Here is a 25,829-nt window from a genome sequence, read left to right on the forward strand (position 1 = left end):
GTATATGCCATTTTCAGACAAATTAAGGGCCGCGGGGTTTGTTCAAAGAATTGTGAAAGGTGAAAGGCTGAGGGCAAGCGGCAATCGGCCATCAGCTGTTGGCAGGTGACGATTGGTAACGCTACAAACATTTCTATTTTTATTCCGTTCATCCTCTTCCTTCCCATTGGCAGGTTTCTATTACTGATGGCTGATCGCTGTTGGCCGATCGCAGCTTGCTTCGTGGCATATTTGCTGCATACCTTTTCCTCACGATCAACTGAGACATGAAACAGAAAATAGCCCTTGCGATACACGGGGGAGCGGGCACCATCCTCAAAAGCAAGATGACCGCTGCTCTCGAAAAAGCGTATAAGGAAGCCCTCCGGCTTTCACTTCAAAAAGGTTACGATGTTTTGACGGCCGGTGGCACCTCCCTCGATGCCGTGGAGACTGCGGTGCGTGAACTGGAAGATTGTCCCCTGTACAATGCGGGCAAAGGGGCCGTGTTTACAGCCGATGGCCGAAACGAAATGGATGCATCGATTATGTCGGGAAAAGACCTGGCCGCAGGAGCGATTGCCGGTGTGACCTGCCTTAAAAACCCGGTTACGGCTGCAAGGGCGGTCATGGAAAAAAGCGATCACGTGATGCTGATCGGGAGTGGGGCGGAAGCATTTGCGCGGCTGCACGGAATAGAGATGGTCGCACCTGATTATTACTTCACCCGGGAACGCTGGGAGGCACTGCTCAAAATCCGCGAAGAAGACCCGGACCGTACCGACCTGGATCATGGAAGCAGTAAATCCTATCGGAAGAAAAAGAAGGAAGAAAAGTTCGGCACCGTCGGCGCTGTGGCCCTGGACCGCGAAGGCAACCTGGCGGCTGCAACCAGCACCGGCGGCATGACCAACAAGAAATGGGGCCGCGTTGGCGACTCGCCGGTTATTGGCGCCGGCACCTATGCCAACCGGTTGTGTGCGGTAAGTTGCACCGGCTGGGGAGAATACTTTTTACGGTTGTGTGTTGCAAAGACTGTGGCTGACCTGATGGAGTACAAGGGATACTCGCTTTTGCGTGCAGCCAATGAAGCCATTTTAAAAAAGCTTCCGGAGATTGGTGGCGATGGTGGCCTGGTGGCCGTTGATGCACAGGGGGCTGTTGCACTACCGTTCAATACAGAGGGCATGTACCGTGGCTATGTAAAAAACAACGGGAAGATTGTCGTGGATATTTATGCCTGATTGTTGATAAGGAAATAGCTTCGAGAACGACGCAAAACTTCAGGGAATATGGTTGCTATCAGTTTACGGGTATGTACAGGCGTCAATGAATCAAATGTTCTGCCTGGGAGAACGAATGGCCGTGAATTCCGACCCAAAGAACAAAAGGCAATCAGATACGTACCCTTATTTCCGTCCTAATTTCCACTCCACTGAAATACCGACTACCCGCTGGAGGATCATGGGTCCCAGGTCGGCGTTATTGAAATTGCTCAGGCCATGCTCGTAATTGGCATAGACACTAAAGCCGCTACTGTGAACAAACCCTACCTGTATATTGGCAAACGCGGTTGCCGGGCTGTACCCGAGCGACCCGAAGACCATCGGACGGTTGACCTGCTTGCCCGCTGCCGAATCAAACGTTTCTTTCCCTGAAAAGGCGACGTCAACACCCGGTCCAAAGCGGACAAAGTAGTGCGATTTGGTGCCTGATAAATTGAATTGCAAAAGCGGTGTAAAAGCAATCGTGTTGTACGAGGTATTGTTGTTCAGTGCTGCGGAGTCGGGGAGGACGGCCTGGCGGTTGAACGACACTTTATAGCCTTTCCGGCTGTAATAAAGAGAGGGAGAAAAGTAAAGATTGCCTTCTACCGGTGTTGTCAACCGCAAACCGGCCATATAGCCCTGTTTGAATTCTTTGTCCTGCTTGGCATTTCGAATATGGTATTTGGCCGTTGTAAACTGTGGGCCGGCAAACAGGCTGACCTGGGCCATGGAACGGTTGGCAAATAAAACAAAAAGAAAAAGTATGCTTAGAGTCCTGGCTTTTCTCATAACGCTTGAAAAGGCGTAAAAATAAGGGAAACTGCTTAATTGAGTCGCTTCAGGGGAAAATCAGTTGCATGGCGGATTGCGCGTCGAATCAGGCAGGCCATGTTTTGGGTAAAAAGAAGGCGGGACTGGCTGGGGTTGGCGTTTCGCCCATGGCTTTTTGTGGATTCGAAATCGTTAATCCCGAACCGGGCAATTGGTAAGACAACAGCGCAATTTGTTGCAGCACCGAAAGACCTGCTGGTCCAATTCTATCAAGCCGGTACCGGCCTGTCAGATAAATATTTCCTCCTCTCAGGAAACGAATGGAGCAGGAGGTAGTATAAGGTGCCTGGCCTGACTGGTAGCAAGTGTGTCGCGATAAAGAAACTGTTACCTCGCGAACACCGCTTCGGTTACCGCTTTTCCATTCAATTGATACGCCATTTCTGGCGGTTCATTCCTGTTCCGCTTTTCCTGCTGCCCGTTTTCGACAAGTTTTGTTATTCAAACCACCCAACGTGAACAAAGTCCTTTTCTTCGTCCTGTTTCTCCTGGTCTTCATCAATGCCCTGCTCTTTTGGCAAAGCCACCGGGAAAACAATCAATCCGCAAAAAACAACGGGTCGTGGCCGGCGAAAACCATGGTTTTACCGGGGACGTTACTCACTGTGAATTAACCTCGTTTCACCCATAAATATTTCAACTATGCAACGACTTCGATTCAATCCCTTTGGCCAGGTGCACAAAGGCCTGCGGGCACTTTTGTATGATACGGCTCTCCTGCTCCAGCACACGGATTTTTCCAATGAAAAGGAGATTTACGCTGCGATTGACCGCGTTAAGCTGGTAGCCCGGCTTTTCGAGCATCATGCCCATATTGAGGACAGCCAGGTGTTTCCAATGATTGGGAATACAGCGCCGGAGATCGTCGCTGACTTTGAAGCGCAGCACCAAACCGATCACGAACTTTCGGCGCAACTGGAAAAATGCATCGCACTGTTCGCCGAAACCAACACAACAGATCAAAACCGTTACGCCGGCAACGAATTGGCGCAAAGCTTTCATTCTTTCCTGGCCTTTAACGTGGAGCACATGAAAAAAGAAGAAACGGTCGTAAACGAATGTTTGTGGCGCCACTACTCCGACGAAGACCTGCAACGGAAAGTGCAGGAGATCGCGGCTTCCGTTCCCCCTGCCGACAACCAGCTTTTTTCTTACTGGATGCTGAAAGGCATGGCGGCACACGAAATCGTTGACTGGTTTACTGCGATCAGGCAAACCGCGCCGCCACCGGTCTTTGCTTTTTTCTGCAACCTTGCAGAGACGGCACTGTTGCCGAATGAATGGCAACGTGTGCAGGAAAAAATCCGGGAAGTTGCATTGCTTGCCTGATTTTTTGTATATTTCTGAACGCAGTTTTTTTACCAAATAACCAAACCACTATGCGCAACACGAAACGAATCCTCTCCGCACTGCTTTCTGCTTCGGTCCTGATCTGGTCTTGCGAGTCTGCAAACAAGAACGTCAGGCAGGACGAAGAACCCCTGGTGAAAGCCTCCTCCACAAAGGAAGAAATGATTGATCACGGCCGGCTGCTGGTCACGGCAGGTGGTTGTAACGACTGCCATTCGCCCAAGAGCATGGGTCCTTATGGACCGGCAGTCGATTCCGCAAAAGCCTTGTCTGGTCACCCGGCTTCGATGCCGACACCACCGGTGATCGAAAGCGCATTGAAGCCAGGCGGGTGGGTCCTGATGGGACCCGATGTTACTTCGTTTGTCGGGCCCTGGGGCATTTCCTATGCCGCCAACCTGACGCCGGACAGCGCCACGGGAATCGGCGCCTGGACCGAAGGCGAATTTATTCAAACATTGCGGAAGGGGAAGCACCTGGGAGCGGATAATGGTCGCCCCTTGCTGCCTCCAATGCCGTGGCCGGGCCTGGCCCGTCTGTCCGACCAGGATCTCAAGTCAATCTTTGCCTACCTGCAGACCCTTACACCTGTCAGTAACCGTGTTCCCGGACCCGTATCGCCGGACAAGGCAGTGGTCGCGAAATAACAGTCATTCCATTTTGAAAAAGAGCAGCAATTCGCTGCTCTTTTTTTATAGAAATCTTGCTTCTGTTGTTCGGCTGTTTGATGATTCTAAGGGACAATACCACTGCCGCCGTCTAAGCGAAACGGTCATCTGCAAAAAGCGCTGTGCTCTCGCTAAAGTCATCCCTCATCAAAATACCTTTCCAAAATGAAAAGGGTTGGGTGAATGACCGTAAATGGCCAGGTTACCGGCTATTGATTTTTCTGACCTGCAACCATTTCGGCAGTAAAATTTGCAGACGCTCCTTTTGGGATGGATAATGATTGCCATTCTGCATCCTTCATCCACCGGCCGAGATAAACAATTTGTCCTACGTGGTAGCTGTAATGGGCCAGTTGCCGGTTGATTGCGTCCACGACGATCAACGGTTCCGAGCGGATCGTGATCGTCTTTTCAAGGTCGCTTTCCTTCAGCGAATGGAGCGTGTCGAACAGGGTTTGCCATCCGTCTTGCCATAATTGCAGCAATTGGTCTTTACTCAGGTGATGCGCCTCGAATTCATCGTCCCGTTTGCGCCAGGTTTTTTCACCGTCTTCGGAAAGAAAATTGGTCCAGCGGCTAAGCATGTTGCCATGCAGGTGCTGAATAATAACCCCGATGCTGTTGGATGCATCGTTCGGCTGGCGAAGCATTTGTTCGTTGTTTAGCTGGGCAAACGTTTTTTCGCCCAAAACTTTGTAGCTCTCAAACCGTTTGATGGCCGAATCTAAAAATTCAGTGGCGAGTGACATAACAGCGTTTTAAAGGTGTATGGCTCTTCAAATCGTGCAACGATCACGGACGATTTTTCATTCACTCCTCTTGAAAAAACAAGTGCAATATCAAAACGTCAGATCTTCGTTTGGATTGCCTACCAGCCTTCCGCCGCATCGTCGCCACGGTTGTCGGCAACGGCTTCGAAACTGCCGTTTGGCAATACTTTAATGGCTTCTACACGGCCTATGGAACCCCGCTCTGTGATCTTGTAACCCATTTTTTCAAGGGCTGTTCGCACATCGGTCGGAAAAGATTTTTCCACGGCAATTTCATCGGGCAGCCATTGGTGATGAAACTTCGGCTTGTACACGGCATCTTCCGTACGCAGGCCAAAATCGATGATGTTCAAAATGGTTTGGTAAACAGACGTGGGGATCGTGGTGCCTCCCGGTGTTCCCACGACTAGGAACGGTTTGCCATCTTTTAGTACGATGGTCGGTGTCATGGAACTCAGCATGCGCTTTCCCGGTGCAATTGCATTGGCTTCGCCGCCAACAGCGCCATAAAGATTGGGCACGCCGGGCTTTACGCTAAAATCATCCATCTCATCGTTGAGTAAAAAGCCGGCTCCGCCAACTACCGTTTTACTGCCATACGAATTATTGAGTGTGGTGGTGACTGAGACGGCATTTCCCGCGGCATCGATCACGCAGAGATGCGTGGTTTCTTCGCTTTCATGTGTCAACTTGCCGGGCCTCGTTGCCTGGCTGCTGCCGGCTTCGCCGGGCTTATAGTCACGCATCCGTTGGTTCAGGTAAGCCGTGTCGGTCAGTGCCTTTTCCGGCACTTTCACAAAATCGGCATCGCCCATGTGCTCGGCCCTGTCGGCATAGGCACGACGTTCGGCTTCCACCATCAATTGCACCGCTAAGGGCGACTGAAAGCCGTACGTCACCAGCGGCTTTTCCTCCACCATTTTCATCATCTGGTGTAAAAGAATACCGCCGCTGCTGGGCATGGGCATGCCAACAATGGTGTAACCCTTGTAGGAAAATATGTGAGGTTCTCGCCATTTCGCCTTGTAGTTCTTCATGTCTTCCAGCGTGATGATGCCAGCCCCCCGGCTCATTTCTTCAATCACCAGTTGCGCGGTTTTGCCTTCGTAAAACCCGGCCGCACCAGCGTCACGAACCCGCTTTAGCGTATTGGCAAGATCGGTTTGCACCAACGTGTCACCGCCATGCCAGGGTGATTCTTTTTGAAACGCATTTTTCACCGTGTTGTATTTAGCCAGGTCGGCTTGTATGGAATTGAGCGAACCGGCTTCTCTGTCCGTCAGTACAAATCCTTTTTCTGCAAGGTCAATGGCCGGCTGAATCAGTTTTGCAAAAGGCAGGTTGCCATATTTGGCGGTTTCAAAGAGACCTGCAATGGTGCCCGGTACACCGGCCGCCAAATGGCCATTCAGGCTTTTGCCCTGCAGCACATTGCCGGCCGCATCGAGGTACATGTCGCGGCGGGCCAGCGACGATGCCGTTTCGCGGTAATCGAGAGCCACGGTTTCGCCGCTTGCCCTGCGGGCTACGAGAAAACCGCCTCCACCAATATTGCCGGCGGTGGGATACACCACCGCCAGTGCCAGTTGCGTGGCAATGGCCGCGTCGAACGCATTGCCGCCCTGTCGCATGATTTCCATTCCCACCTTGCTGGCCAGCGGGTGCGCCGATGCCACGGCACCGTTTTGCACAACAACTTTTTTACTGCTGGTATACTGGTAGGGATTCACGGCGCCTTTGGGGCCAACCAGGTTTTTAGGTGTGCTGCATTGGAGGAAAAGAACAGAAAGAAGAAGAATTGTGTAACGCATGGTATAGTAAAATCGGTGATACAAACTTACTGCGCTGCAGCGATATGCCGTCTATCAAAATGTGCATAGAAAAGCTATGTGAATTCTGCAGAAGGCCTTACCTTTCCTACCTCTTTCACTGCAGAACATTCCCCGTTCCCTAAAGACTGATTTGTTTTCGATTGCCAGCAACGTACGAAAGCGTTAGCGATGGACTTCCCAAAGGAACCGGAAGCCTGTCTCCACATATTTCGAAAAACAAAACGAAAATCTATGACAAAGATTTACCCGAAACTTCACAGAACCTTTCTGGCAGTGATTACTTTATTCATGGCGACAGTAGCATGGGCGCAAAACACAACTATCAGGGGAACGATAACCGATGCAAGTGGGCAGGGGTTAGCCGGCGCATCCGTAACGGTGCAGGGCACGTCGAAAGGAGCTTTTGCCGACAACAGTGGTAATTATTCGCTGGCTGTAACTCCCGGCCGTTATACAATAGTGGTTTCCTATGTGGGCTATACCACCCAGTCGGTGGCCGTCACTGTAGGACAAACGGGGGCGGTACAGGACATCATCCTCAGCGGGGCAAGAGACCTGGGTGCAGTTACAGTAGTCGGATCCCGCAGCGCAGCGCGAACCCGGACCGAAACACCCGTACCCGTTGACGTTATTCCACTGGCACAGGTGGTGAACGAAATCGGGCAGGTCGACCTGAACCAGATCATGAACTACGTGGCGCCTTCCTTCCAGTCTGCACGCCAAACCATCGCCGATGGTACCGACCACCTCGATCCGGCTCAGCTCCGTGGACTGGGAACCGACCAGGTGCTGGTGCTCATCAACGGAAAGCGCCGTCACCAGGCCGCACTGGTGAATGTGAACGGAACGGTTAACAGGGGGCAAACCAACACTGACCTGAGCGCCATCCCGGCAACGGCCATTGAGCGCATCGAAATCCTTCGCGACGGGGCTTCCGCGCAATACGGGTCCGACGCAATAGCAGGAGTGATCAATATCGTGCTGAAGAAACGGACAGGCCTACTCGAAGCCGGCAGCAGCTATGGCTTTTATGACACCAAGTATCCCAAGAACTATGCGTTGTATAAAATCCAGGGCAAATCCGACGATCCGGATGTACATGTAACGGACGGCGGTACCTACCAGGGCTCTCTTGGATATGGCTTCAACCTGGGCAAGGGTTATTTGACCCTTTTTGGTGAATACATCAGCCGCGATGCCACCAACCGTACCGGCACCTACACAGGACAGGTGTTCCCGTCTGTAAACGGGCAAATTCGGGACGACTCTATTCTTTCAGCCCGTGGATTAACCCGTAACTTTTTTGATATCCGCGCCGGTAATTCGGAGATGAAAGGCGGGGCGGCTTTTTACAACTTCGGCTATCCTGTTGGCAAAAGTGGTGAGTTGTATGCATTTGGCGGCTGGAGCAAGAAGAGCGGGAATTCGGCAGGCTTGTACCGTTATCCCAGCAGCATTGTCCTGGCTTCCAATGCCGGCAAATATGCCCCCAATGTTTTTGCGCTTTACCCCAATGGGTTCTTGCCCAACATCGATACCGATATTGAAGACTTCTCCACGGCCGTTGGCTTTCGCACCAAGTTTAGCCAATGGAATTTTGACATCAGCAATACCTACGGGATCAACACCTTTGATTTCGGGGTGAGCAATTCTGTGAACTATTCACAATTCGCCGTCACGTCAAATCCGCAGACCAGCTTCGACGCGGGTGGGCTGAAGTTCTGGCAGAACACGGCCAATGCAGACGTTTCGAGACGCTACGAAGTTTTGCAGGGGCTGAACGTAGCGGCAGGATTGGAATACCGGATCGATGCATTTGGTATTCGTAGTGGAGAAGAAGCCTCCTATAAAAACTACGACGTACCGTCGGGAGTGGGCCCTGCTGCACAGGTTTTTCCCGGTTTTATCAACACCATCGGTGATACAAAAACCCGAAATGCCAAAGCCGTGTACGTGGACCTTGAACAGGATTTTACGCAAGCCTTTTTACTGACAGGAGCGTTGCGCTTTGAAGACTACAGCGATTTTGGCCACACATTGAATTATAAGTTCAGCAGCCGTTATAAGCTTACCAGCTGGCTCAACCTGCGGGCTTCGGTAAGCTCTGGTTTTCGTGCGCCGTCGCAGCAACAGAAGTATTATGCCAAGACAAACACACTCTTCATCCAGCAGGGTGGAAACCTGACTCCGGTGCAGGCGGGCACATTTACCAATGACAGCCGCCTGGCCGAACTGCTTGGTATTCCAAAGCTAACTGAAGAAACCAGCAACAATTATGCAGTGGGATTTACGGCGAAGCCATTCAGTGGTTTCGAGTTTACGTTTGATGGCTACCAGATCGACATCAAAAACCGCATCATCCTGACGAACAATTTTACCGGCGCTACAAACGCCCAAATCAAGCAGATACTGGATGCCGAGGGAGCGTCGACGGCGAACTTTTTTACAAATGCGATCGATACCCGGGCCCGGGGCTTTGAGGCCGTGGCTTCGTACAACAAGACGTTTTTGAAAAGCCATTCCCTGCGCACCGTCCTGGCGATAAACATTACCGATAACAATGTGAAAAAAGGTTCCGATGGAAAGCCTATCATTCATGCATCGCCGCTGCTGGTGAACGGAGGCCAGCTTGGAAATTATTTCAATCGTGAGGACGAGAGCCGCATCGAAGTGGCCAACCCGAAAGACAAGGTCAGCCTTTCGTTCAATTACCGGCACAGCCGGTTGGGCGCCATGCTACGGCTGGTGCGTTTTGGAACGGTGCAGTACCTTGATGCGAGCGCCAACCCGTTTTCTGCCAATGCCTTCAACGGTGGCGCTGTTGAAAGTTTAGACCAGGTATTCGCGGCAAAGACAGTCACCGATCTTTCGATCTCTTACGACATCCTGAAAACGCTGACAGCTACGGTTGGTGCAAACAATCTTTTCGATGTCTATCCTGATGTGCAAACCCATAGCGGGAACCAAAGCTTAGGACGGTTCGTTTATAGTCGTCGTGTGCAGCAAATGGGCTTCAACGGCGCTTACTATTTTGCCCGGTTAAAGCTGGCCCTGCCAACACGTTAGGAGGGAACAAGCATACTTCTTGTTAGATGGCTATCCGCAGGGATAGCCATTGTTGTGTTTACAAAAATTTGTTGATCGGGGACCGTATTTCAGGCAGTGGATGTTGACATGTTCGGCTAACTGTTTCGGAGAACCGAAATATTTTTTTGCAATTCATATTTATTTTAATAACTTGGCAAAGTGAAGTTAGAATCGTTCGTTTTTCCACCTACGCTATTCGATTTTTAAGCGCCGACTGAACGATTGCCGTAGAACCCTTTTACCGACCCTTGAACAACTCCTTCGGAAGATATCCTATCGTTTTAGCTGAGAATATCCTATTGTTTCAATCCATTTTTTAGGCATTGACTATTTGTGCATTTTTCTAATGTCCGGCGACTCTGCAGTAAATGCTTGTCGCTAGCATCGAAATTCTATTTGTCATGATGAAACGCATGGATATAGTTTTATTCGGTACCGGCCTGCAGTCATGGAAATGCGGGCATATTAAAAACAGGAGCCCTGAAAATTCGGGATCGCATGCGATCCCGAAACCGTATCTCCCGAATTTCACCCGCAGTGTATTACGAAAACCAATAACTAAGCATAACAACAGTCCCTAAAGTGAAAGCTCATGATACAGCTCCCCAATCGCTGTGACGTACAACCGAAACAAAGTACTGCTGTTTACCGCTTTTTGTTCAATTGGTCATCTTTCGGTTTTCTCAACGCCTGTCACAAAAGGCAGCCTTTCGTGCGGAATTACTTCGTCGAATGGGGCTGGCCAATTCGCTTACCTGCAGGGAGAAAATGGGGGTAAATGCGATTACGCCTAATCCTTGGGATCGTTGCAGCTTATAAACTGACCAAATATTCAGACAATATCACAAAAAAGAAAAGCAACAGGACTTTCACGTAAATGCAAATTGATCGCAAGGCTTACCCCTGGCTGCTAATCATCGCAATTGCTTTATGATGGCTTTGTTGTCCTCGCAATAACGTTGCCGGCTGGTCTTTGGTTTCGGCTTTTGTATTTAAAATTTAGACACAGCTAATCCATTTTATCAATCACTAAAATCGAATCAATTGTTCACTTCAAATTATACGCACATGAAAAGAACACTATGCACGTTTCGTAGTCGTTTATTGAGCTGCCTGGTCCTGCTGCTGGCCCTGGGAATCAGCAGTTCGCTCCTGGCACAAAAACTCGTTCCGGGTACATTTTCAAAATCAAGCTCCGATCGGTTTTTAACCCAGAAATCGAACCAGGCCGCTTTGGCAACTGCTGTCGGTTTACAGCAGGTGTATAGCTCCACTGGTCACTATACAATATCTGCTGATGGAAAAGGGACAACGGGAACGTCGATGAACATTCGGGTTGACAAACCCAGTGCAGCAGCAACGGTTGCAAAAGCCTTTCTCGTTTCGTCAGTGACCAGCAGTACCATTCCTGATGGTTGTGTAACCATCAATGGCACACCAATCAATTGGGACGGGAATGCAGCCGTTTCTTACTTCCGGAATTACTGGGCTGATGTGACAACCACAGTAGCGCCTATCATCAACGCTTTGCCTGCTGGTATTTCAAACCTGGCCTTAACTGAATGCAGTTCCAGTGTGGTTGAAGGCGAAGCACTGGTGGTTGTATTTAACGATGCTGCTGCTACGGAAAAGACGATTGTGATCATGCTGGGGGCTATGAACCCTTCAGGCGACAACTTTTCTGTAACGCTGGCACAGGCGATCAATCCCAGCCAGCCTGGTGCCCTGCTGGATATGGGCCTTGGAATTGGGTATAGTTACCAGGCCAATGGAAGCAACCAGGCTTCCCAGGTATCGGTTAACGACCAAAGGCTCACCTCGTCTGCTGGTGGAGAAGACGACGGACAATCTACCAATGGTGCCCTAATTACAGTGGGGGGTATTGGGGACGCAAACGATAACCCGGCTGACCCGATGGCCAACCCAACCAATCCCCGTTCGGACGATGAATTGTACAACATTTTGCCTTTCATCAACAGTTCGACAACCAGCCTGACAATCCATACGTCCAACCCCTCACTGGATGACAATATCTTCCTGGCCTATTTTGCTTTGTCGGGAGCGGCTGTTATCGGTGAAGGAATCCTGTTGTCGCAAACAACAAACTCAGGAACCGTAGGCACCAATCATACGGTTAAAGCATCTGTTGTAAACTCGCTTGGCCAACCAATCGCTAATCGCCAGGTCACTTTCCAGATCACGTCCGGGCCAAATGCTGGCAACACATTTTCTGTTAACACCGATGTAAATGGCGTGGCAGAATATACCTATACAGGTTCCGGAGGTGCTGGTACAGACAATATCCAGGCCTGCTTTACCAACAGCCAAAGCACGCAAAGCTGTTCCAACACCCTTTCTTTCCAATGGGTTTCAGACAATAATAACACGTGTACTACACCGCCAACGTTCCTCAACGATATGACGATCGTGCTTGACGCCAGTACCTGCGGTAATGATGGTTTGATCACCATTATTCCGACGTCAGGCACGGCACCATTCATGTACTCGATCGATGGTGGGGCCACTTATGTGGAAGGTCCGGCTACCGGCTATTCCTTCCAGGGCCTGGCTGCCGGCATGTATCAGCTTCGACTGAAAGACGCCAATGGATGTCAATCAGAAGTCATCTCCAGAGAAGTGAAAGCTTTGTATCCATGTCCAACCACATGCACACCGCCGACCTTCCTCAATGACCTGACAATTGTACTCGATGCAAGCGAGTGCGGTAATGATGGTTTGATCACCATTATTCCGACGTCAGGCACAGCACCGTTTATGTACTCGATCGATGGTGGGGCCACTTATGTGGAAGGTCCTGCGACCGGCTATTCCTTCCAGGGCCTGGCTGCCGGCATGTATCAGCTTCGACTGAAAGACGCCAAAGGTTGCGAATCCGCAGTGGTAACAAGAGAAGTCAGGGTATTGTTCCCCTGTCCGGCTAAGTGTACGAAACCAACTTTCCGGAACGACAACACCATTGTGCTTGATGCATCCTGCCAGGGCAATGACGGTAACATCTCCATCATCCCGACGTCCGGTACCGCGCCGTTCATGTATTCGATCGATGGTGGTATGACTTACGTGGAAGGTCCGGCTACCGGCTACACATTCATGAATCTTGCCGCCGGCACGTACCAACTGCGGCTGAAGGATTCGAAAGGTTGTGAATCCGAAGTCGTTACCAGAGAAGTGAAGCCCGATGCCTTTGGTCCATGTAATGTCACAACGGTCTCTCCGCGTCAACGTGTGCAAAACCTGGCCTCACTTGCCGAGGTGACGGCTTATCCAAATCCGAGCAGCGGCCAGTTCCAGGTGCAGCTGAAGCGCTTTGGTGCACAAACTGTGCAGGTTCAGATCCTTGACAGCCGCGGTGTTGTGGTTGAACAGCGCCGGGTGAATGCCGAGCAAAGCACCACCTTGCCGATCAACCTGTCTAACAGGGCGAAAGGTCTCTACCTGATCCGCGTGGCGAGCAGCAACGGTGTGCAATCCACCAAGGTCAACGTCCAGTAGTTTACTTGCTTACTTCCATAACTCAACTCCCGGCGTAGCTGCCGGGAGTTTTCATTTTTGAACCCTACTTATTTTTCCATGCATTGCCGGATGCGTTTTCAAGAACAGCCCGTCTTTGTCATTGCCGGTACCAAACCGATTTCAGCCTGGAAAGCTTTTATTTGATGGCAGATGACGGAAGACAGGAGGGAGGATGCTTAGCTTTCCCGCGGAGATTTGTTTCATTTGCAGGTGGTGGATTATAAAATAGAAAAAGCTGCCCGGTTAAGGACAGCTTTTGTTTTCATTTGCCTCCGCAGCTTTTTGCAGGGCTCTATTTTACAACAGGATAAAACGATTCCGGCTTATCCGTTAATAGGGTTGGAACGATTCGTTCTTTGACGATTAGTGTTTTTTGATCACCACGTCCTGAACAGTACGCACCTGTGAGTTGACTTCAAACACCTGTGCTTTCTTGCTTTTTTCACCGGTAACAGTGAAAATCAGCTTGGATGCATTGTGGTCGGCGTTGTTCCACTCGAATTTTTTGGAGAAAACTTTCTTGGCGATTTTTTCGCGGTACAAAACTGTACCGTCTTCTTCCTGGATAGTCAGGAGATAAGCTTCTTCGTTGTCGTTCAGAAGGTCAAACTGGAACTGTGCTCTTTGATCTGCCAGGCCTACATACTTCACATCTACAAAAGGCTCGTCACCTTTGTTGGGAGTAGCGGCATAGCCTTTGGTCAGGCTCATGAAAAGAAGAATGGCGGCGCTAAAACGGATCATTGAAGATTTTGTGCTGTTGCTAATCAATTGCTTTTTCATAACATTAACTTTTTAACTTTTTACAAATACTCTTTCCCTATCGCAAACCCAATCGAGAGCAGCAAGCAAATTTTCTGGTGCACCTTGAAAAGAACTGTTGAACATTTCTTGGTACGAATTCTGGAACAAAAATAGGGGCTTAAAAAAGCGGTTTACAATGCAAGTTTCCCTGCGGTTTCGTATAACGAAAAGACAAAAAAAAACGTTAAAACCAGCTGCTGGCAAGGGTTTCGGCTAAAAGCAAATCACACGTCCAACGTGTATTTCTTGTTGGTAAAAGCGTTGTAATTCGTGTGTTTGCTTACATATCCTTAACAAACATCGCCGAAATAATGAATTCAACCTGGAACAGAATTGCCTTTCGGTACCTGCGAGTGATGTGCTGGCTGATAATTCCAGAAAGCGCTTTAGCCGATCGCCACCGCTTTCCGTCGTTTACACAGCGAAGTGCAGAAGAATCCTATTAATGATCCCGGTTAGCGGGTAAAAGCCAGTTGTCCTCGGCAACCGGCGTTCTTCACTATTTGATTCCATCGGCTTTTCCCCGTGATTTGATGGCTTTGCTCACTATCCGGCTTGTGCTTGTTGCAAAACGGCGAATCAATGCCGTTTCAGATCACGACGTATGTGGTTAAAAAATCAGGACTGATGCCGTCATCACCATATCCATCGAAAATGGCTGTGCGAAAAAAGATGAGATAATGCCTCTTCCGATTCAGGATATGGAAACACAAAAGATTTGTAGAGAATTCAGCAATTACCGCCGTATTTGCAAATGTGCGTTGCCGGAAGTAATTTGGCGGCCGAATCATCCTGGATGGTTCATTGTCGCTTTGACAACCTAAACCCTCTGGCGACAACAGGCCCCTGCTTTTGCGGGGGCTTTGTTTTGGTGAAATGTATGGATTTCCCTGTTTAATATTGCGCCTTAATTCCCTTGTTGCATGAGACGTTACTTTCTCGCTTCTTTTCTTTTGATCACAGTTTTTACCATTGCGCAAGTGCCTTCGCCTGAGCAGTTTTTGGGCTATAAAATTGGCACCCGCTTTACGCCGCATTTCCGTATCGTTGACTATTACAAGGCGGTTGCTGCCGCATCTCCCTCCACAGTGAAACTGCAGCAGTATGGAACCACCAACGAGGGCCGGCCGCTGCTGGTTGCGTTTGTGTCGTCGGCCGGTAATCTTGCCAACCTGGAAACAATTCGGACCAACAACCTTGCCGTGGTTAACAAGACGGGGACGTATCCTGCCGGCCAGCCGGCGATCGTATGGCTTAGCTATAATGTGCACGGTAACGAGCCGTCGTCTTCGGAAGCGGCCATGCTGACCCTGTATGCTTTGGTCGATCCGTCGAATGCACAAACCAAACAATACCTGCAAAATACCGTGGCCGTACTGGATCCCTGCATCAACCCCGATGGGAGAGACCGGTATGTAAACTGGTATAATTCGGTCGTTGGCAAAACCTACGATCCATCGCCGATTGCCCGTGAGCACAACGAACCCTGGCCAAGAGGCAGGGCCAACCACTACAATTTTGACCTGAACCGCGACTGGGCCTGGCAAACGCAAAAGGAGAGCCAGCAGCGCCTTGCATTTTACAACCAGTGGCTGCCGCAAGTGCACGTGGACTTTCACGAGCAGGGCTACAATCAACCCTATTATTTTGCGCCGGCTGCCGAACCCTTTCACGAGGTTATTACCAAATGGCAGCGGGATTTCCAATCGACGATTGGCCGCAACCACGCAAAATATTTCGACGAGAAAGGCTGGCTGTATTTTACCAAAGAACGCTTCGATCTCCTATATCCTTCGTATGGCGACACCTACCCGCTTTACAACGGTGCCATCGGCATGACCTATGAACAGGGTGGAATTGGGGCCGGTTTGGGTGTGCTGCTTGATAATGGCGATACCCTGACCCTTGTTGACAGGGCGCAGCACCATTTCACCACGGGCGTCAGCACGATCGAAGTAGTATCAAAAAATGTAGAGCGCCTGAAAAAGGAATTTGCAGATTATTTCACCGCCGCCAACCAGGGGGTGGGCGACTACAAAGCCTTTGTGCTGAAACCCGGGCGGGAAGACTCGGCCCGGCTGTCCGCCCTGTTGCAATTGCTCGACCGAAACAAGATCCATTATTTCTATGGCCGCCCTGGCACTGCCCGCGGGTTGAACTATCATACCAATAAGGAAGAAAGTTTTGCCATTGGCAGCACCGATATCGTGGTGCCATCGGCGCAGCCCAAAAGCAATCTGCTAAAAGTGCTGTTTGAGCCCGTGACCAAGCTGACGGACTCAGCGACCTACGACATTACCGCCTGGGCCTTGCCCTATGTATACGGTGTTCCAACCTTTGCGGTTAAATCAGCGGTTGCCCTCGGCCAGCAGGTGAATGGAATTGACGAGGGAAGGAAGACAGCCAACGTGTCTGCCGGCGTCGATCCCTATGCGTATGTCATTCCCTGGAACGGCATTCCGTCGGTTAAGTTGGTAGGTGCGCTTTTGCAAAAAGGCATAAAGCTTCGGTTTGCAACGACACCATTCGAGTCCAGTGGCCGTCAATTTGACCGCGGCTCTGTAATTGTGCTGAAGACCGGTAACCAATACACGGCAAACCTGTGGCAAATGGTGCGGACCCTGGCCAACGAAAATGGTGTGCAATTGGCGAGTGTGGCCAGTGGATTTGTCGACAAAGGACTTGATTTTGGTAGCAGCAGTGTGTTGCCTGTCAAGGCCCGGAAGGTGGCTTTGCTGACCGGTGATGGTGTCAGCAGTTTGGCTGCCGGGGAAGTATGGCATTACTTCGAACAGGTGATCAACTACCCGGTTACATTGATCAATGCTACCGACGCCGGCCGCATGACGTGGAGCGATTACGACGTTGTAATCATGCCCGATGGCGCCTATCGTTTCCTGACGGACAAAGCATCGGGCGATGCGTTTAAAACCTGGATCAATAACGGCGGACATGTCGTTGCGCTGGAAGGCGCGGTGGCCCAGTTGAGCAAGCTCGATTGGAGCCTGAAGACAAAAAAGGCCGACGATGCGGAGCCCAAAGAACTGGCAGATTATATTCACCGGTACGAGGCAAGGGAGCGGGACGCATTATCTGGCTCAACACCGGGTTCTATCTTCCGTGTGCAACTGGACAACACGCATCCGCTGGCCTTTGGCTATCCTGATTATTACTATACGCTGAAGCAGGATGCTGCTATCTACGATTTTATCAAAGAAGACGGGTGGAATGTGGGTGTGCTGCGAAAAGACAAACCGGTAGCCGGTTTTGTGGGTACATCACTTGCCCGGCGCTTGCAAAACGGGTTGCTATTTGGTGTGCAGGATATCGGCCGAGGCTCGGTTACCTACCTGACGGATGACGTGCTGTTTCGTAGTTTTTGGGAAAACGGCAAGCTGCTTTTCGCCAATGCTGTTTTCTTTGTAGGGCAATAATTTTTTAGGTCAAAATCCAAACGGAAAAAAACCGGATCTTTTGCATCCATTTTCAGTTTTGGATTTTGACTTTTTACTTTTGAATTTTCTGTAAGACAACACAGGCGCATGAAAAAACTCCTTCTCTGCTGTTCGGCTTTGCTTGCCATCACGTCCTTTGCCCAAACGCCGGCGTTTCCAACCTCCGGCGATATTTACCTGGGTATTAAAAAACTGAATGTTCTGGGCAGCGTGTTGTACCTCGCTGCACACCCCGACGACGAAAACACACGGCTGCTCACCTATTTTTCGAAAGAGAAATTATACCGGACCGGTTATCTTTCGTTGACGCGAGGCGATGGGGGGCAAAACCTGATTGGCGAGGAGCAGGGCGTCGAGTTGGGATTGATCCGCACACAGGAGCTGCTGGCCGCAAGGCGAATCGACGGGGCCGAGCAGTTTTTTTCACGGGCTTTCGATTTCGGCTATTCCAAATCGCCGGAAGAAACGTTTACCAAATGGGACCGCGAAAAGATCCTGAGTGATGTGGTGTGGGTGATCCGCAAATTTCAGCCCGATGTGATCATCACCCGTTTCCCGACAACAGGCGAAGGCGGGCACGGGCAACATACCGCTTCCGCCATTCTCGCTGTGGAAGCCTTTCGTGCAGCGGCTGATCCAAAGCGTTTTCCCGAACAGTTGAAATGGGTGCAGCCGTGGCAGGCAAGGCGCCTTTTATGGAACACCTTCAACTTCGGTTCGGCTAATACAACGGGTCCAGGCCAGTTTACACTCGATGCCGGGGACTACAATCCTGTGCTGGGAAAAAGCTATGGCGAGATTGCCGCCGAAAGCCGTAGCCAGCACAAAAGCCAGGGTTTTGGTGTGCCGCGTGGCAGGGGAGAAGCCATTGAATATTTTAAGACGATCGGAGGCGATGAACCACATACCGATTTGCACGAAGGGATTAATACGACATGGTCGAAAGCCCTGAACGGCGCATCCTTGCAAACCGTGCAGAAGCAAGTAACCGACCTGTTGGCAGGTTTTGATTTTTCTGCACCGCAAAAATCGGTACCCCAACTGGCGGCGCTTTACCAGGCTTTGTCTGCCGAAGCTGCCGGCAATGTTTGGGTGGCGCAAAAAGCAAAAGAAGTGAAAGACCTGTTGGTTGCAGCCAGTGGCTTGTGGCTCGAGGCGGTCACCAGCCAGTCGGCTGTAGTGAAGGGAGATTCGCTGCAGTTTTCTGTGATTGCCAACGATCGTTTGGGCTACGGCATGCAACTGAAGCGAATTCAAATGGAAGGATTTGATACCAGTTTGTCGGCAGCGCTTCAGAAAAACAAAAACGTTTCCATTACCAAAAAGGTGAGGGTTTCACCCAAGAAAGAATTGACGCAGCCTTACTGGTTGCGGGAAACCATGCACGAAGGTTATTTTGAAGTGAAAGACCAGAACCTGATCGGGCAACCCGACGTCGAGAAGGCTTTCCCGGTAACCGTGACTCTGTCTCTAAACGGCCAGGATATTTCGGTGACGCGGCCCCTGCAGTACAAATATTCCGACCAGGTGAAAGGAGAAGTGTACCAGCCGTTTTTTGTGTTGCCGCCGGCAACCGTTTCGCTCAATCCGCCGGTTTTGCTTCTCAATAAAAATACCAACCAGCCAAAAGACCTGACGGTTTTCCTCATCGCACAAAAACAGTTGAACGGCACCGCCGAAGCCCATGTCCGTTCCCGTTCTATCGACTCTACCAAACCACCCGAGCCCCTCGTGCTGGCACCACGTACTGCCCATCCCTATTTGTTCTCCCTTTCCAGCAAAAGCCTGCAAAACCGCAAGGATGACAATCTTTTTGGCTCCGTGTCCATCCACGAAAAACAGGACACGGCAACGGCCTACCTGAGTATGCGGACGATTAGTTACGATCACATTCCGTCGATCCTGTACTTCTTTGGAAGCACCATTAAACTGGTCAACCTTGACTTGAAAACGGAGGGGAAGAAGATCGGCTACATTGTCGGCGCAGGCGATAAGGTGCCCGAAGCGCTGGAGCAAATGGGCTACGAGGTGACGCTGCTTACGGCCAAAGAACTGGAGCGGAACAACCTGCAGCAATACGATGCCATCATTTCCGGCGTGCGGGCCTTTAATGCGAACGATTGGATGGGCCGGTTTTACGACAAGTTGATGGCCTACGTGGAAGGCGGTGGCAACTACATTGTGCAGTATTCGCAGAACAATAATATCCGCGGGAAAATCGGGCCGTACAACTTTACGGTGTCCAACCGTCGCATCACCGATGAAAATGCTGCCGTTACATTCCTGTCGCCGCAGCACCCCGCCTTGAATTTTCCAAACAAGATCACGCAGGACGATTTTAAAGGTTGGATCCAGGAACGAAGCATTTACCACGCCGATGGCTGGGATCCGCATTTCGAACCGATTCTCAGCATGAACGACCCGGGCGAACAGGCGCACAACGGTAGCCTGATTGTTACCCGGTACGGGAAGGGATTTTTTACCTACACCGGCCTGGTTTTCTTTCGCGAATTGCCGGCAGGCGTGCCGGGCGCCTACCGGCTGCTGGCCAACCTGATTGCGTTGAACAAATTAAAAGGAATGTAATGGCAGAAAGAAAGCCGGACACCAACCGTGGCTATATCGCATTTGCGTTTGTGATTGTGCTGGGATATATCATTGGTATTTTTTTGAAAAAGGTAACGCTGGGATTGATCATTGGATTGATGTTGGGTCTACTTGGGTCCGGCTTCCTGCGAAGAAGATAAACGGCCGGATTGTGAGCCGGCCCGCCATTTAGGGAACTGCCTTTCGGGTAGGTAAGAGGTTCCCAATTTTTTCAGAGTATGAAACAGAACCAAGATAAACCACCGCTGTTCAAAGGCTGGAGCGCCTGGTACATAATTGTGATTCTTTTTCTTTTATTGCTCCTATTTTTATTCTACCGCTTTACCAAAACCTTTTCATGACCGCTACCGATTGGCTTGTGATCATTGCCGTGCTCCTTGGGATCGTTTTGTATGGTCTGTACAAGAGCCGCACCACCAAAAACCTGGAAGGTTATTTTCTTTCCAATCGCGACCTGCCCTGGTATATCGTGCTGTTAAGTATCATGGGAACGCAAGCCAGTGCAATCACCTTTCTTTCCGGCCCGGGACAAGCCTTTGCCGACGGGATGCGCTTTGTGCAATATTATTTTGGTTTACCGCTGGCGATGGTGGTTATCTGCATCACCTTCGTTCCGATCTTCAACCGGTTGAAAGTCTACACCGCCTACGAGTTTCTCGAAAAACGGTTCGATAACAAAACGCGAACGCTGACATCGTTTTTGTTTTTACTGCAGCGCGGACTGTCCACAGGAATCAGCATTTATGCGCCATCCATTATTGTCTCCTCGCTGTTTGGCTGGCCGGTGTTCTGGGTCAACATGGTGATGGGCGGACTGCTGATCATCTACACGGTGAGCGGTGGTGCCAGGGCCGTTGCGCATACGCAAAAAATACAACTGCTCCTCATCTTCGCAGCCATGGCGGCAGCCGGTTACATGGTTGTTCACCTGATGCCACCCGGTGTGGGTTTGACCGAAGCCTTGCACCTGAGCGGAAAGGCAGGAAAGACGGCCGTGATCACGTCGGGGGTAACGCAAGACGGTTTCAACTGGAACGACCGCTACAACATCTGGAGCGGACTGATTGGCGGCTTTTTCCTGGCCCTCTCTTATTTCGGTACCGATCACTCGCAGGTGGGTCGTTATCTAACGGCTCAAAACAACCGTGAAAGCCGCCTGGGCCTGCTGATGAATGGCTTGGTGAAGGTGCCCATGCAGTTTTGCATTTTGCTGATTGGTGTGCTTGTTTTTGCGTTTTACCAGTTTGCGCCGATGCCGCTTTCGTTCGACGAAACCCTCGTGAATGATGTCGCGGCATCGCCGTACCGCGACTCCCTGCAGCAGTTGCAAAAGCAGTATGCCGACGTGAATGTGCAAAAGCAGGCAGCGGCGCAGGACTATGTTCGTGCGTTGCAAAGAAAAGAAAGTAACGACACAGGTATAGTTCGCTTTCAACAACTGACCGCCCAAAGCGAAAGCTACCGCCAGTCGTTTCGGCAACTGGCGCAAAAGGCAGTGGATCGAAAAGGCGAGGATGCCAATTTTGTTTTTCTTTCTTTCGTCAAAAATTACTTGCCCAAAGGGTTGAAAGGCCTGCTGATCGCAATTATTTTCCTCGCATCCTGGGGTTCGATTGCTGCTGCCCTGAATTCGCTGGCAGCAAGCACAGTAGTGGATTTTCAGCAACGGTTTGGGCGGCAGAGCCAGCCGGTGGATGAATACCGGATTGCAAAATGGTACACGTTTGCCTGGGGCGCTTTTTCGGTGCTGGTGGCTGAATTTGCCCACAATCTTGGACAAAGCCTGATCGAGACCGTCAATATACTCGGGTCTCTTTTTTACGGTGTGATCCTGGGAATTTTTTTAGTGGCCTTTTACCTGAAAACTGTAAAGGGCACGGCTACGTTCGTGGCGGCGCTGCTGGTCGAAGCTTTTGTCGTCGCGCTGTTTTTCAAAAACAGTATCGGGCCTTTGCGTCAACTTCCGGACATTAGTTTTTTATGGCTGAACGCGATCGGCGCCATTGGTGTGGTCCTTCTTTCCGTTTTGCTGCAGGTTTTGCTTCAACCGGGTGCGTTGCGCCGGAAAACAGTAACGGTATCATAACCGACTTACGATGCTATACCGGCAACGTTTCATTTTTTTTCGGTGAATGCCTTGAATGGAAAAGGTGATGCAGATGCATCACCTTTTTTCATAGATCAATATTGTGTGCATTAACCCACTAAAAACGGATTGACAATTGCGGTGATCTCGGCTTTTGTCAACGGCTCGTCAAATGCTTCCGACGCCTCGTTGGCAGCGATCATTTGTCCGCCGATGTTCGTGATGGGAACGCTGGCCTGCGTGGTGGCATTCTCGCCGTTGTAGCTAAGCTGGATCGCTGCATTGACGCTGGAATTCCCCGCGTCGATCCCGCTTTGCGCCTGCGTAATCCAGGGCTGAAGCAGCACGCCGGCTGGAATCAGTTGCCCTAGGTTACGACGCATCTGGCGAATGTGCGAAGCATGGCGGGCTTCCACCGAATGAATTTGCAAGGCGGCCTGCAATACATCGTTGTTGTTGATCAGCCGCGGTGCCTGTCCTTTGTAGGCGCGGACACCTGTGTCTTCAAAGGTTTGTGCAACTGCCAGCAGCACTGCATAATTATTGGTAAATGCCGTGGCAAAAGGTCCCGTGCCGGAACCCTTGCCACCGGAGAAGTCGAACGATGCGGCAGTGTACGTTGGTGGTGTCACGCCGAGTGATGTCAGGACAGATTTCAGGAAGTTAACGTGTGCAACTTCGTGGTCACGTATGGTGGTCATGGCGCCTTGTGCAGCACCAGCAGGTACGCCGTTGGTGGCAAACGTGGAAACTACCCGCTTGTAAAATTCCGCTTCGAGGTTTTCGAGCAGGTAAGCGAAGAGGAGAACGTCTTTAACGTCATCGGTGGTTTGTCCATAGGCCTTATTCAGCATCGAGCCCAGTGCTGTGGGCACGGCGGCAAGAGCCAGTGTTTTCCCGATAAACGAAAAGCGTTTCATGATATGCCGGCGGCTATCCAACCGCTCGTAAACCTCCGGATCAACGTTTTCAATTTCAGAGATAATATTTTGAATATTCATTGTTTCGTGTTTAGATGTTGAAGAAAAGGGATTAGGAGGTGGGCAAATTGCTGGCGTTGATTTTTGTTTTAATATAGCTGGAAGCGGCTGCCAGCACATCCGGCGGGTTCAGTGCCGCGTCGAGTCCTTTGGCGTTGTCGGCACCCAGCGGCTGCAGCGAGGTCAAGTCTGCAAACGAACCATTGCTGAGGAGGTCGCGGAACAGGGCCGCATGGCGTGCCTCCACCGAAACGATCTTGCCGGCGATGGTCAGGTAATCCGTACTTACCAATAATTTGCCGGCACCGTTGTACGCTGCTACACCCAGATCTTCAAATGTTTTGGCTGTTGTCAGCACACTGCTTCGGTTGGAAAAATCAATGCTTGAAAAATCGACTTCCAGTGCCTGGATGGCATTGCTGCCGAGGGCCGCTTTGAAAAATTCGCGGTGGGCAATTTCATGGTCGCGTACGTCTTTGATGTACTCCTGTTCCAGGGCGCTAAAGTTGGTTGTGAAACTTCCATTTGCCACCACCTGGGTGTAAAAAGCAGCTTCCAGTTGCTCCAGCGCATACGCATAATTCAGGATGCCTACATCGCCGCTGCCTAAGTTGGTACCGTTACTGCTGCTGTCGTCGTCTTTTTTGCAGCCTGTTAATCCGGCGCCGCCAACCACTACGGCCGATGCACCGACAAGGCCCGAAAAACGGAGGAATTTTCTGCGGGAGAGTTCTTGTTGCGACAAGTCGCTGAGGAGGGAATGCTCATCCTGTTTTTCTGAGCGTTTCAAAATGTCCATACTGTCTGTTTAAGGGTGAAAAAAAAGTTTCCGTGGTGAGGGACTGTTTGCCTGTAGCCAATCATTTCAAAGAGTTACGAAAAGAGTCATGCCGCTGGATTTACAGAGTCAAAAAAAAGTTCTTGTGGCATGATTGATTCCGCAAAATGATAAAGCTTAAACAACGTCTAGCTGTGTTCGTTAGCAACTGTAGAAAGTTTGGCGCAAAAAAAAAGAACACTGTTGGAAGTGTTCTTTTTAAAAAGGTTGTTGACCGGTTATTTCAAGCGTTCCAAAAGCTTTTCATTCAGTTTTACATAGTCGTCGTTCTTTTGTGCTTTGGCCAGTTCCATTGATTTGGCAGCAGTCTGCCGGGCTTCGTCTTTCTTTCCCAGTTTGGCCAGGGCATTCGCTTTCTGGTGATAGATCCAGTAGGCGTTTGGATTTTGCTCAATTGCTTTGTTGAACCAGCTAACAGCCTGGTTCAGGTCTTTTCCTGATTCCATATAATACATGGCCGCATTGAAGTAAGGGCGGTTGTCCTTGTTCATCAGGTTGTCGATCTGTGCCATCACCTTGCTGTCGATATCGGTGGTAATGGGTACAGCTACGGCCGTTTTCTCCCACATTATTTTCAGTTCTGCTGAAGCTGGTTTAACATTATCAAACTGCATGGTAAAGGTTTCTACAGGGTCGTTCAGTTTGAGGGATTTAACCTTTGTGCGCAACAGGTCGTCTTCCTGTTTGTATTCGGTGCCCCAGTTGGCAGAACCCTTGTTGATGATCACTTCCCATTCGTTTTCGCCGGGGATGGTATAGAGTGCATATTCGCCGGCCTTGAGGGGCTGCCCGCCGATCAGCACATCATCGTTGAATTTGATGCGGGTGGCGGCGTTTGCGCCGGTACGCCATACTTTCCCAAACGGCACCAGGTCGCCGAAAATCTTACGGCCTTTCATGCCGGGACGGGAATAGATCAATTGCATGGACGAAATGCCAAAATCTTGTTGAATGGTTTGCGTGGGACTGGGAGCGGGTGTTCGAAGTTGTTGTGCTTCTGTCGCTGAAAGAAAGGCGCAGCATAGCAAAGCGAGAGTCAATTTCCGGATCATATGATTGAAAGATTTTTTCAAAGATAACATTGTGTTGTTCATCTGAAAGTTTGTGAGAAGCGGGCCTTATTCTTCGCTGCTTGCTGCCAGGTGCAAACGGTAGCTTCCCCGTACGTCTCCGGTTCCGTTTTTGTCCCACACCCTGTAGCGCACAAGATAGGATTGGGTATCCGAACGTGGTTGGGTGATGACTGCTTTCAACTGCACATGCCCCGCCTGCGATTCGCCGACTTTTGTACCGTTAAAAAGATCGGGTGAAGAGAGAACCGGCTCGCCCTGACCGGTCACGATGGATTGACGGGCGCCCAACGCCACCTGGCCGTTTTCCGCGATCCATCCCTGTGCAACAACAAGGTTCAGGCAAACCGTATCGCCGCCGGCGACCGTGTTGCCGGCAGGAAGTAAATTACCATTGGCATTGGAGAGATAAGCCCGGGCGATGGTCAGGCCGCCGGCTTCGTGTACAATGATGCCATTCAGGATGGTTGCCTTGCTGTTGGTCTGCAGATTCGGAAAAGAATCCAGCGGTTCGCCGGATGGTGCAGAAGGCGAGTGGCAGCCGGCAAGGAAAATTGAAAAGGTGCACGAAAAAACAAGAGAGCTCCAACGCATGCGAAAAGGTAACGAGCAGGCGGGTTGTCCCCAAATAAAAACCCGCAAAAAGGAAGTGATGCCGTGAATCTGCCAA

General features: G+C 50.5%; 18 protein-coding genes. 10 read left to right on the forward strand and 8 right to left on the reverse strand.

The genetic code is table 11. The annotated features are described in order from the left end of the window. Positions 1-266: 266 nt before the first annotated feature. Entirely contained in the window at positions 267-1,223 is a 957-nt protein-coding gene (locus D6024_RS11025) for an isoaspartyl peptidase/L-asparaginase family protein (protein ID WP_121354642.1), read from the forward strand. Positions 1,224-1,388: 165 nt separating this feature from the next. On the opposite strand, the gene D6024_RS11030 is transcribed toward D6024_RS11025, so the two are convergent. Continuing rightward, on the reverse strand, positions 1,389-2,036 hold the full coding sequence (locus D6024_RS11030; RefSeq protein WP_121354643.1) for an outer membrane beta-barrel protein: 648 nt from the start codon (positions 2,034-2,036) through the stop codon (positions 1,389-1,391). Between the two features lie 497 nt (positions 2,037-2,533). Here D6024_RS11030 and D6024_RS26675 point away from each other — a divergent pair, with 497 nt between their 5' ends. Genes D6024_RS26675 through D6024_RS11040 form a run of 3 tightly spaced genes read left to right on the forward strand, consistent with a single transcriptional unit; the run spans position 2,534 to position 4,075 of the window. Further along, positions 2,534-2,692, forward strand: coding sequence for a hypothetical protein (locus D6024_RS26675; RefSeq protein WP_162944703.1), 159 nt, complete (start codon positions 2,534-2,536; stop codon positions 2,690-2,692). 28 nt (positions 2,693-2,720) lie between these two features. Beyond that, on the forward strand, positions 2,721-3,407 hold the full coding sequence (locus D6024_RS11035; protein ID WP_121354644.1) for a hemerythrin domain-containing protein: 687 nt from the start codon (positions 2,721-2,723) through the stop codon (positions 3,405-3,407). A 50-nt stretch (positions 3,408-3,457) separates the two neighbouring features. Next, the gene (locus D6024_RS11040) at positions 3,458-4,075 is read left to right on the forward strand and encodes a c-type cytochrome (protein WP_162944704.1); all 618 of its coding nucleotides are present in this window, start codon (positions 3,458-3,460) and stop codon (positions 4,073-4,075) included. 230 nt (positions 4,076-4,305) lie between these two features. On the opposite strand, the gene D6024_RS11045 is transcribed toward D6024_RS11040, so the two are convergent. Both D6024_RS11045 and ggt read right to left on the reverse strand, forming a co-directional pair. After that, the gene (locus D6024_RS11045) at positions 4,306-4,845 is read right to left on the reverse strand and encodes a DUF1572 family protein (RefSeq protein WP_121354646.1); all 540 of its coding nucleotides are present in this window, start codon (positions 4,843-4,845) and stop codon (positions 4,306-4,308) included. Between the two features lie 119 nt (positions 4,846-4,964). Continuing rightward, entirely contained in the window at positions 4,965-6,677 is a 1,713-nt protein-coding gene (gene ggt, locus D6024_RS11050; protein ID WP_121354647.1) for a gamma-glutamyltransferase, read from the reverse strand. A gap of 252 nt (positions 6,678-6,929) precedes the next feature. On the opposite strand from ggt, the gene D6024_RS11055 reads away from it, so the two are divergent. Together D6024_RS11055 and D6024_RS11060 are read left to right on the forward strand one after the other, a co-directional pair. Beyond that, positions 6,930-9,764, forward strand: coding sequence for a TonB-dependent receptor (locus D6024_RS11055; RefSeq protein WP_121354648.1), 2,835 nt, complete (start codon positions 6,930-6,932; stop codon positions 9,762-9,764). 1,089 nt (positions 9,765-10,853) lie between these two features. Further along, positions 10,854-13,298 carry a T9SS type A sorting domain-containing protein gene (locus tag D6024_RS11060; protein ID WP_121354649.1) on the forward strand — a complete coding sequence of 815 codons (2,445 nt, stop codon included), beginning with the start codon at positions 10,854-10,856 and terminating at the stop codon, positions 13,296-13,298. 384 nt (positions 13,299-13,682) lie between these two features. Here the strand turns inward: D6024_RS11060 and D6024_RS11065 are convergent, their stop codons facing one another. Continuing rightward, entirely contained in the window at positions 13,683-14,102 is a 420-nt protein-coding gene (locus tag D6024_RS11065) for a hypothetical protein (protein WP_121354650.1), read from the reverse strand. A 944-nt stretch (positions 14,103-15,046) separates the two neighbouring features. On the opposite strand from D6024_RS11065, the gene D6024_RS11075 reads away from it, so the two are divergent. From D6024_RS11075 to D6024_RS11085, 4 genes are all read left to right on the forward strand, one after another. Next, a complete protein-coding gene (locus D6024_RS11075) occupies positions 15,047-17,557 on the forward strand; it encodes a M14 family metallopeptidase (RefSeq protein WP_121354652.1) in 2,511 nt (836 codons plus the stop codon). A gap of 108 nt (positions 17,558-17,665) precedes the next feature. Then, on the forward strand, positions 17,666-20,164 hold the full coding sequence (locus tag D6024_RS11080; RefSeq protein WP_121354653.1) for a PIG-L family deacetylase: 2,499 nt from the start codon (positions 17,666-17,668) through the stop codon (positions 20,162-20,164). Further along, positions 20,164-20,325: a hypothetical protein gene (locus tag D6024_RS26680; protein ID WP_162944705.1), complete on the forward strand. Its 162-nt coding sequence runs from the start codon at positions 20,164-20,166 to the stop codon at positions 20,323-20,325. Before D6024_RS11080 ends, D6024_RS26680 begins: the two co-directional genes overlap by 1 nt. 197 nt (positions 20,326-20,522) lie before the next feature. Next, positions 20,523-22,271, forward strand: a complete 1,749-nt coding sequence (locus D6024_RS11085; protein WP_121354654.1) for a sodium:solute symporter — start codon at positions 20,523-20,525, stop codon at positions 22,269-22,271. A gap of 110 nt (positions 22,272-22,381) precedes the next feature. Here the strand turns inward: D6024_RS11085 and D6024_RS11090 are convergent, their stop codons facing one another. The 4 genes from D6024_RS11090 to D6024_RS11105 form a co-directional block, all read right to left on the reverse strand. Beyond that, the gene (locus D6024_RS11090; RefSeq protein ID WP_121354655.1) at positions 22,382-23,272 is read right to left on the reverse strand and encodes a ferritin-like domain-containing protein; all 891 of its coding nucleotides are present in this window, start codon (positions 23,270-23,272) and stop codon (positions 22,382-22,384) included. 31 nt (positions 23,273-23,303) lie between these two features. Further along, positions 23,304-24,050: a ferritin-like domain-containing protein gene (locus D6024_RS11095; RefSeq protein ID WP_121354656.1), complete on the reverse strand. Its 747-nt coding sequence runs from the start codon at positions 24,048-24,050 to the stop codon at positions 23,304-23,306. Between the two features lie 257 nt (positions 24,051-24,307). After that, positions 24,308-25,141, reverse strand: coding sequence for a DUF2911 domain-containing protein (locus D6024_RS11100; RefSeq protein WP_121354812.1), 834 nt, complete (start codon positions 25,139-25,141; stop codon positions 24,308-24,310). 66 nt (positions 25,142-25,207) lie between these two features. Further along, positions 25,208-25,753, reverse strand: coding sequence for a hypothetical protein (locus D6024_RS11105; RefSeq protein ID WP_121354657.1), 546 nt, complete (start codon positions 25,751-25,753; stop codon positions 25,208-25,210). Positions 25,754-25,829: the final 76 nt, after the last annotated feature.

Origin of the sequence: Flavisolibacter nicotianae, from assembly GCF_003628535.1 — a bacterium.
Taxonomy (GTDB): Bacteria; Bacteroidota; Bacteroidia; order Chitinophagales; family Chitinophagaceae; genus Flavisolibacter; species Flavisolibacter nicotianae.

What these genes read in the sequence shown, in the direction of transcription:
- D6024_RS11025 (WP_121354642.1), top strand. Translation starts at nt 267, where the DNA reads ATGAAACAGAAAATAGCCCTTGCGATACACGGGGGAGCGGGCACCATC.
- D6024_RS11030 (WP_121354643.1), bottom strand. Translation starts at nt 2,036, where the DNA reads ATGAGAAAAGCCAGGACTCTAAGCATACTTTTTCTTTTTGTTTTATTT.
- D6024_RS11035 (WP_121354644.1), top strand. Translation starts at nt 2,721, where the DNA reads ATGCAACGACTTCGATTCAATCCCTTTGGCCAGGTGCACAAAGGCCTG.
- D6024_RS11040 (WP_162944704.1), top strand. Translation starts at nt 3,458, where the DNA reads ATGCGCAACACGAAACGAATCCTCTCCGCACTGCTTTCTGCTTCGGTC.
- D6024_RS11045 (WP_121354646.1), bottom strand. Translation starts at nt 4,845, where the DNA reads ATGTCACTCGCCACTGAATTTTTAGATTCGGCCATCAAACGGTTTGAG.
- ggt (WP_121354647.1), bottom strand. Translation starts at nt 6,677, where the DNA reads ATGCGTTACACAATTCTTCTTCTTTCTGTTCTTTTCCTCCAATGCAGC.
- D6024_RS11055 (WP_121354648.1), top strand. Translation starts at nt 6,930, where the DNA reads ATGACAAAGATTTACCCGAAACTTCACAGAACCTTTCTGGCAGTGATT.
- D6024_RS11060 (WP_121354649.1), top strand. Translation starts at nt 10,854, where the DNA reads ATGAAAAGAACACTATGCACGTTTCGTAGTCGTTTATTGAGCTGCCTG.
- D6024_RS11065 (WP_121354650.1), bottom strand. Translation starts at nt 14,102, where the DNA reads ATGAAAAAGCAATTGATTAGCAACAGCACAAAATCTTCAATGATCCGT.
- D6024_RS11075 (WP_121354652.1), top strand. Translation starts at nt 15,047, where the DNA reads ATGAGACGTTACTTTCTCGCTTCTTTTCTTTTGATCACAGTTTTTACC.
- D6024_RS11080 (WP_121354653.1), top strand. Translation starts at nt 17,666, where the DNA reads ATGAAAAAACTCCTTCTCTGCTGTTCGGCTTTGCTTGCCATCACGTCC.
- D6024_RS26680 (WP_162944705.1), top strand. Translation starts at nt 20,164, where the DNA reads ATGGCAGAAAGAAAGCCGGACACCAACCGTGGCTATATCGCATTTGCG.
- D6024_RS11085 (WP_121354654.1), top strand. Translation starts at nt 20,523, where the DNA reads ATGACCGCTACCGATTGGCTTGTGATCATTGCCGTGCTCCTTGGGATC.
- D6024_RS11090 (WP_121354655.1), bottom strand. Translation starts at nt 23,272, where the DNA reads ATGAATATTCAAAATATTATCTCTGAAATTGAAAACGTTGATCCGGAG.
- D6024_RS11095 (WP_121354656.1), bottom strand. Translation starts at nt 24,050, where the DNA reads ATGGACATTTTGAAACGCTCAGAAAAACAGGATGAGCATTCCCTCCTC.
- D6024_RS11100 (WP_121354812.1), bottom strand. Translation starts at nt 25,141, where the DNA reads ATGATCCGGAAATTGACTCTCGCTTTGCTATGCTGCGCCTTTCTTTCA.
- D6024_RS11105 (WP_121354657.1), bottom strand. Translation starts at nt 25,753, where the DNA reads ATGCGTTGGAGCTCTCTTGTTTTTTCGTGCACCTTTTCAATTTTCCTT.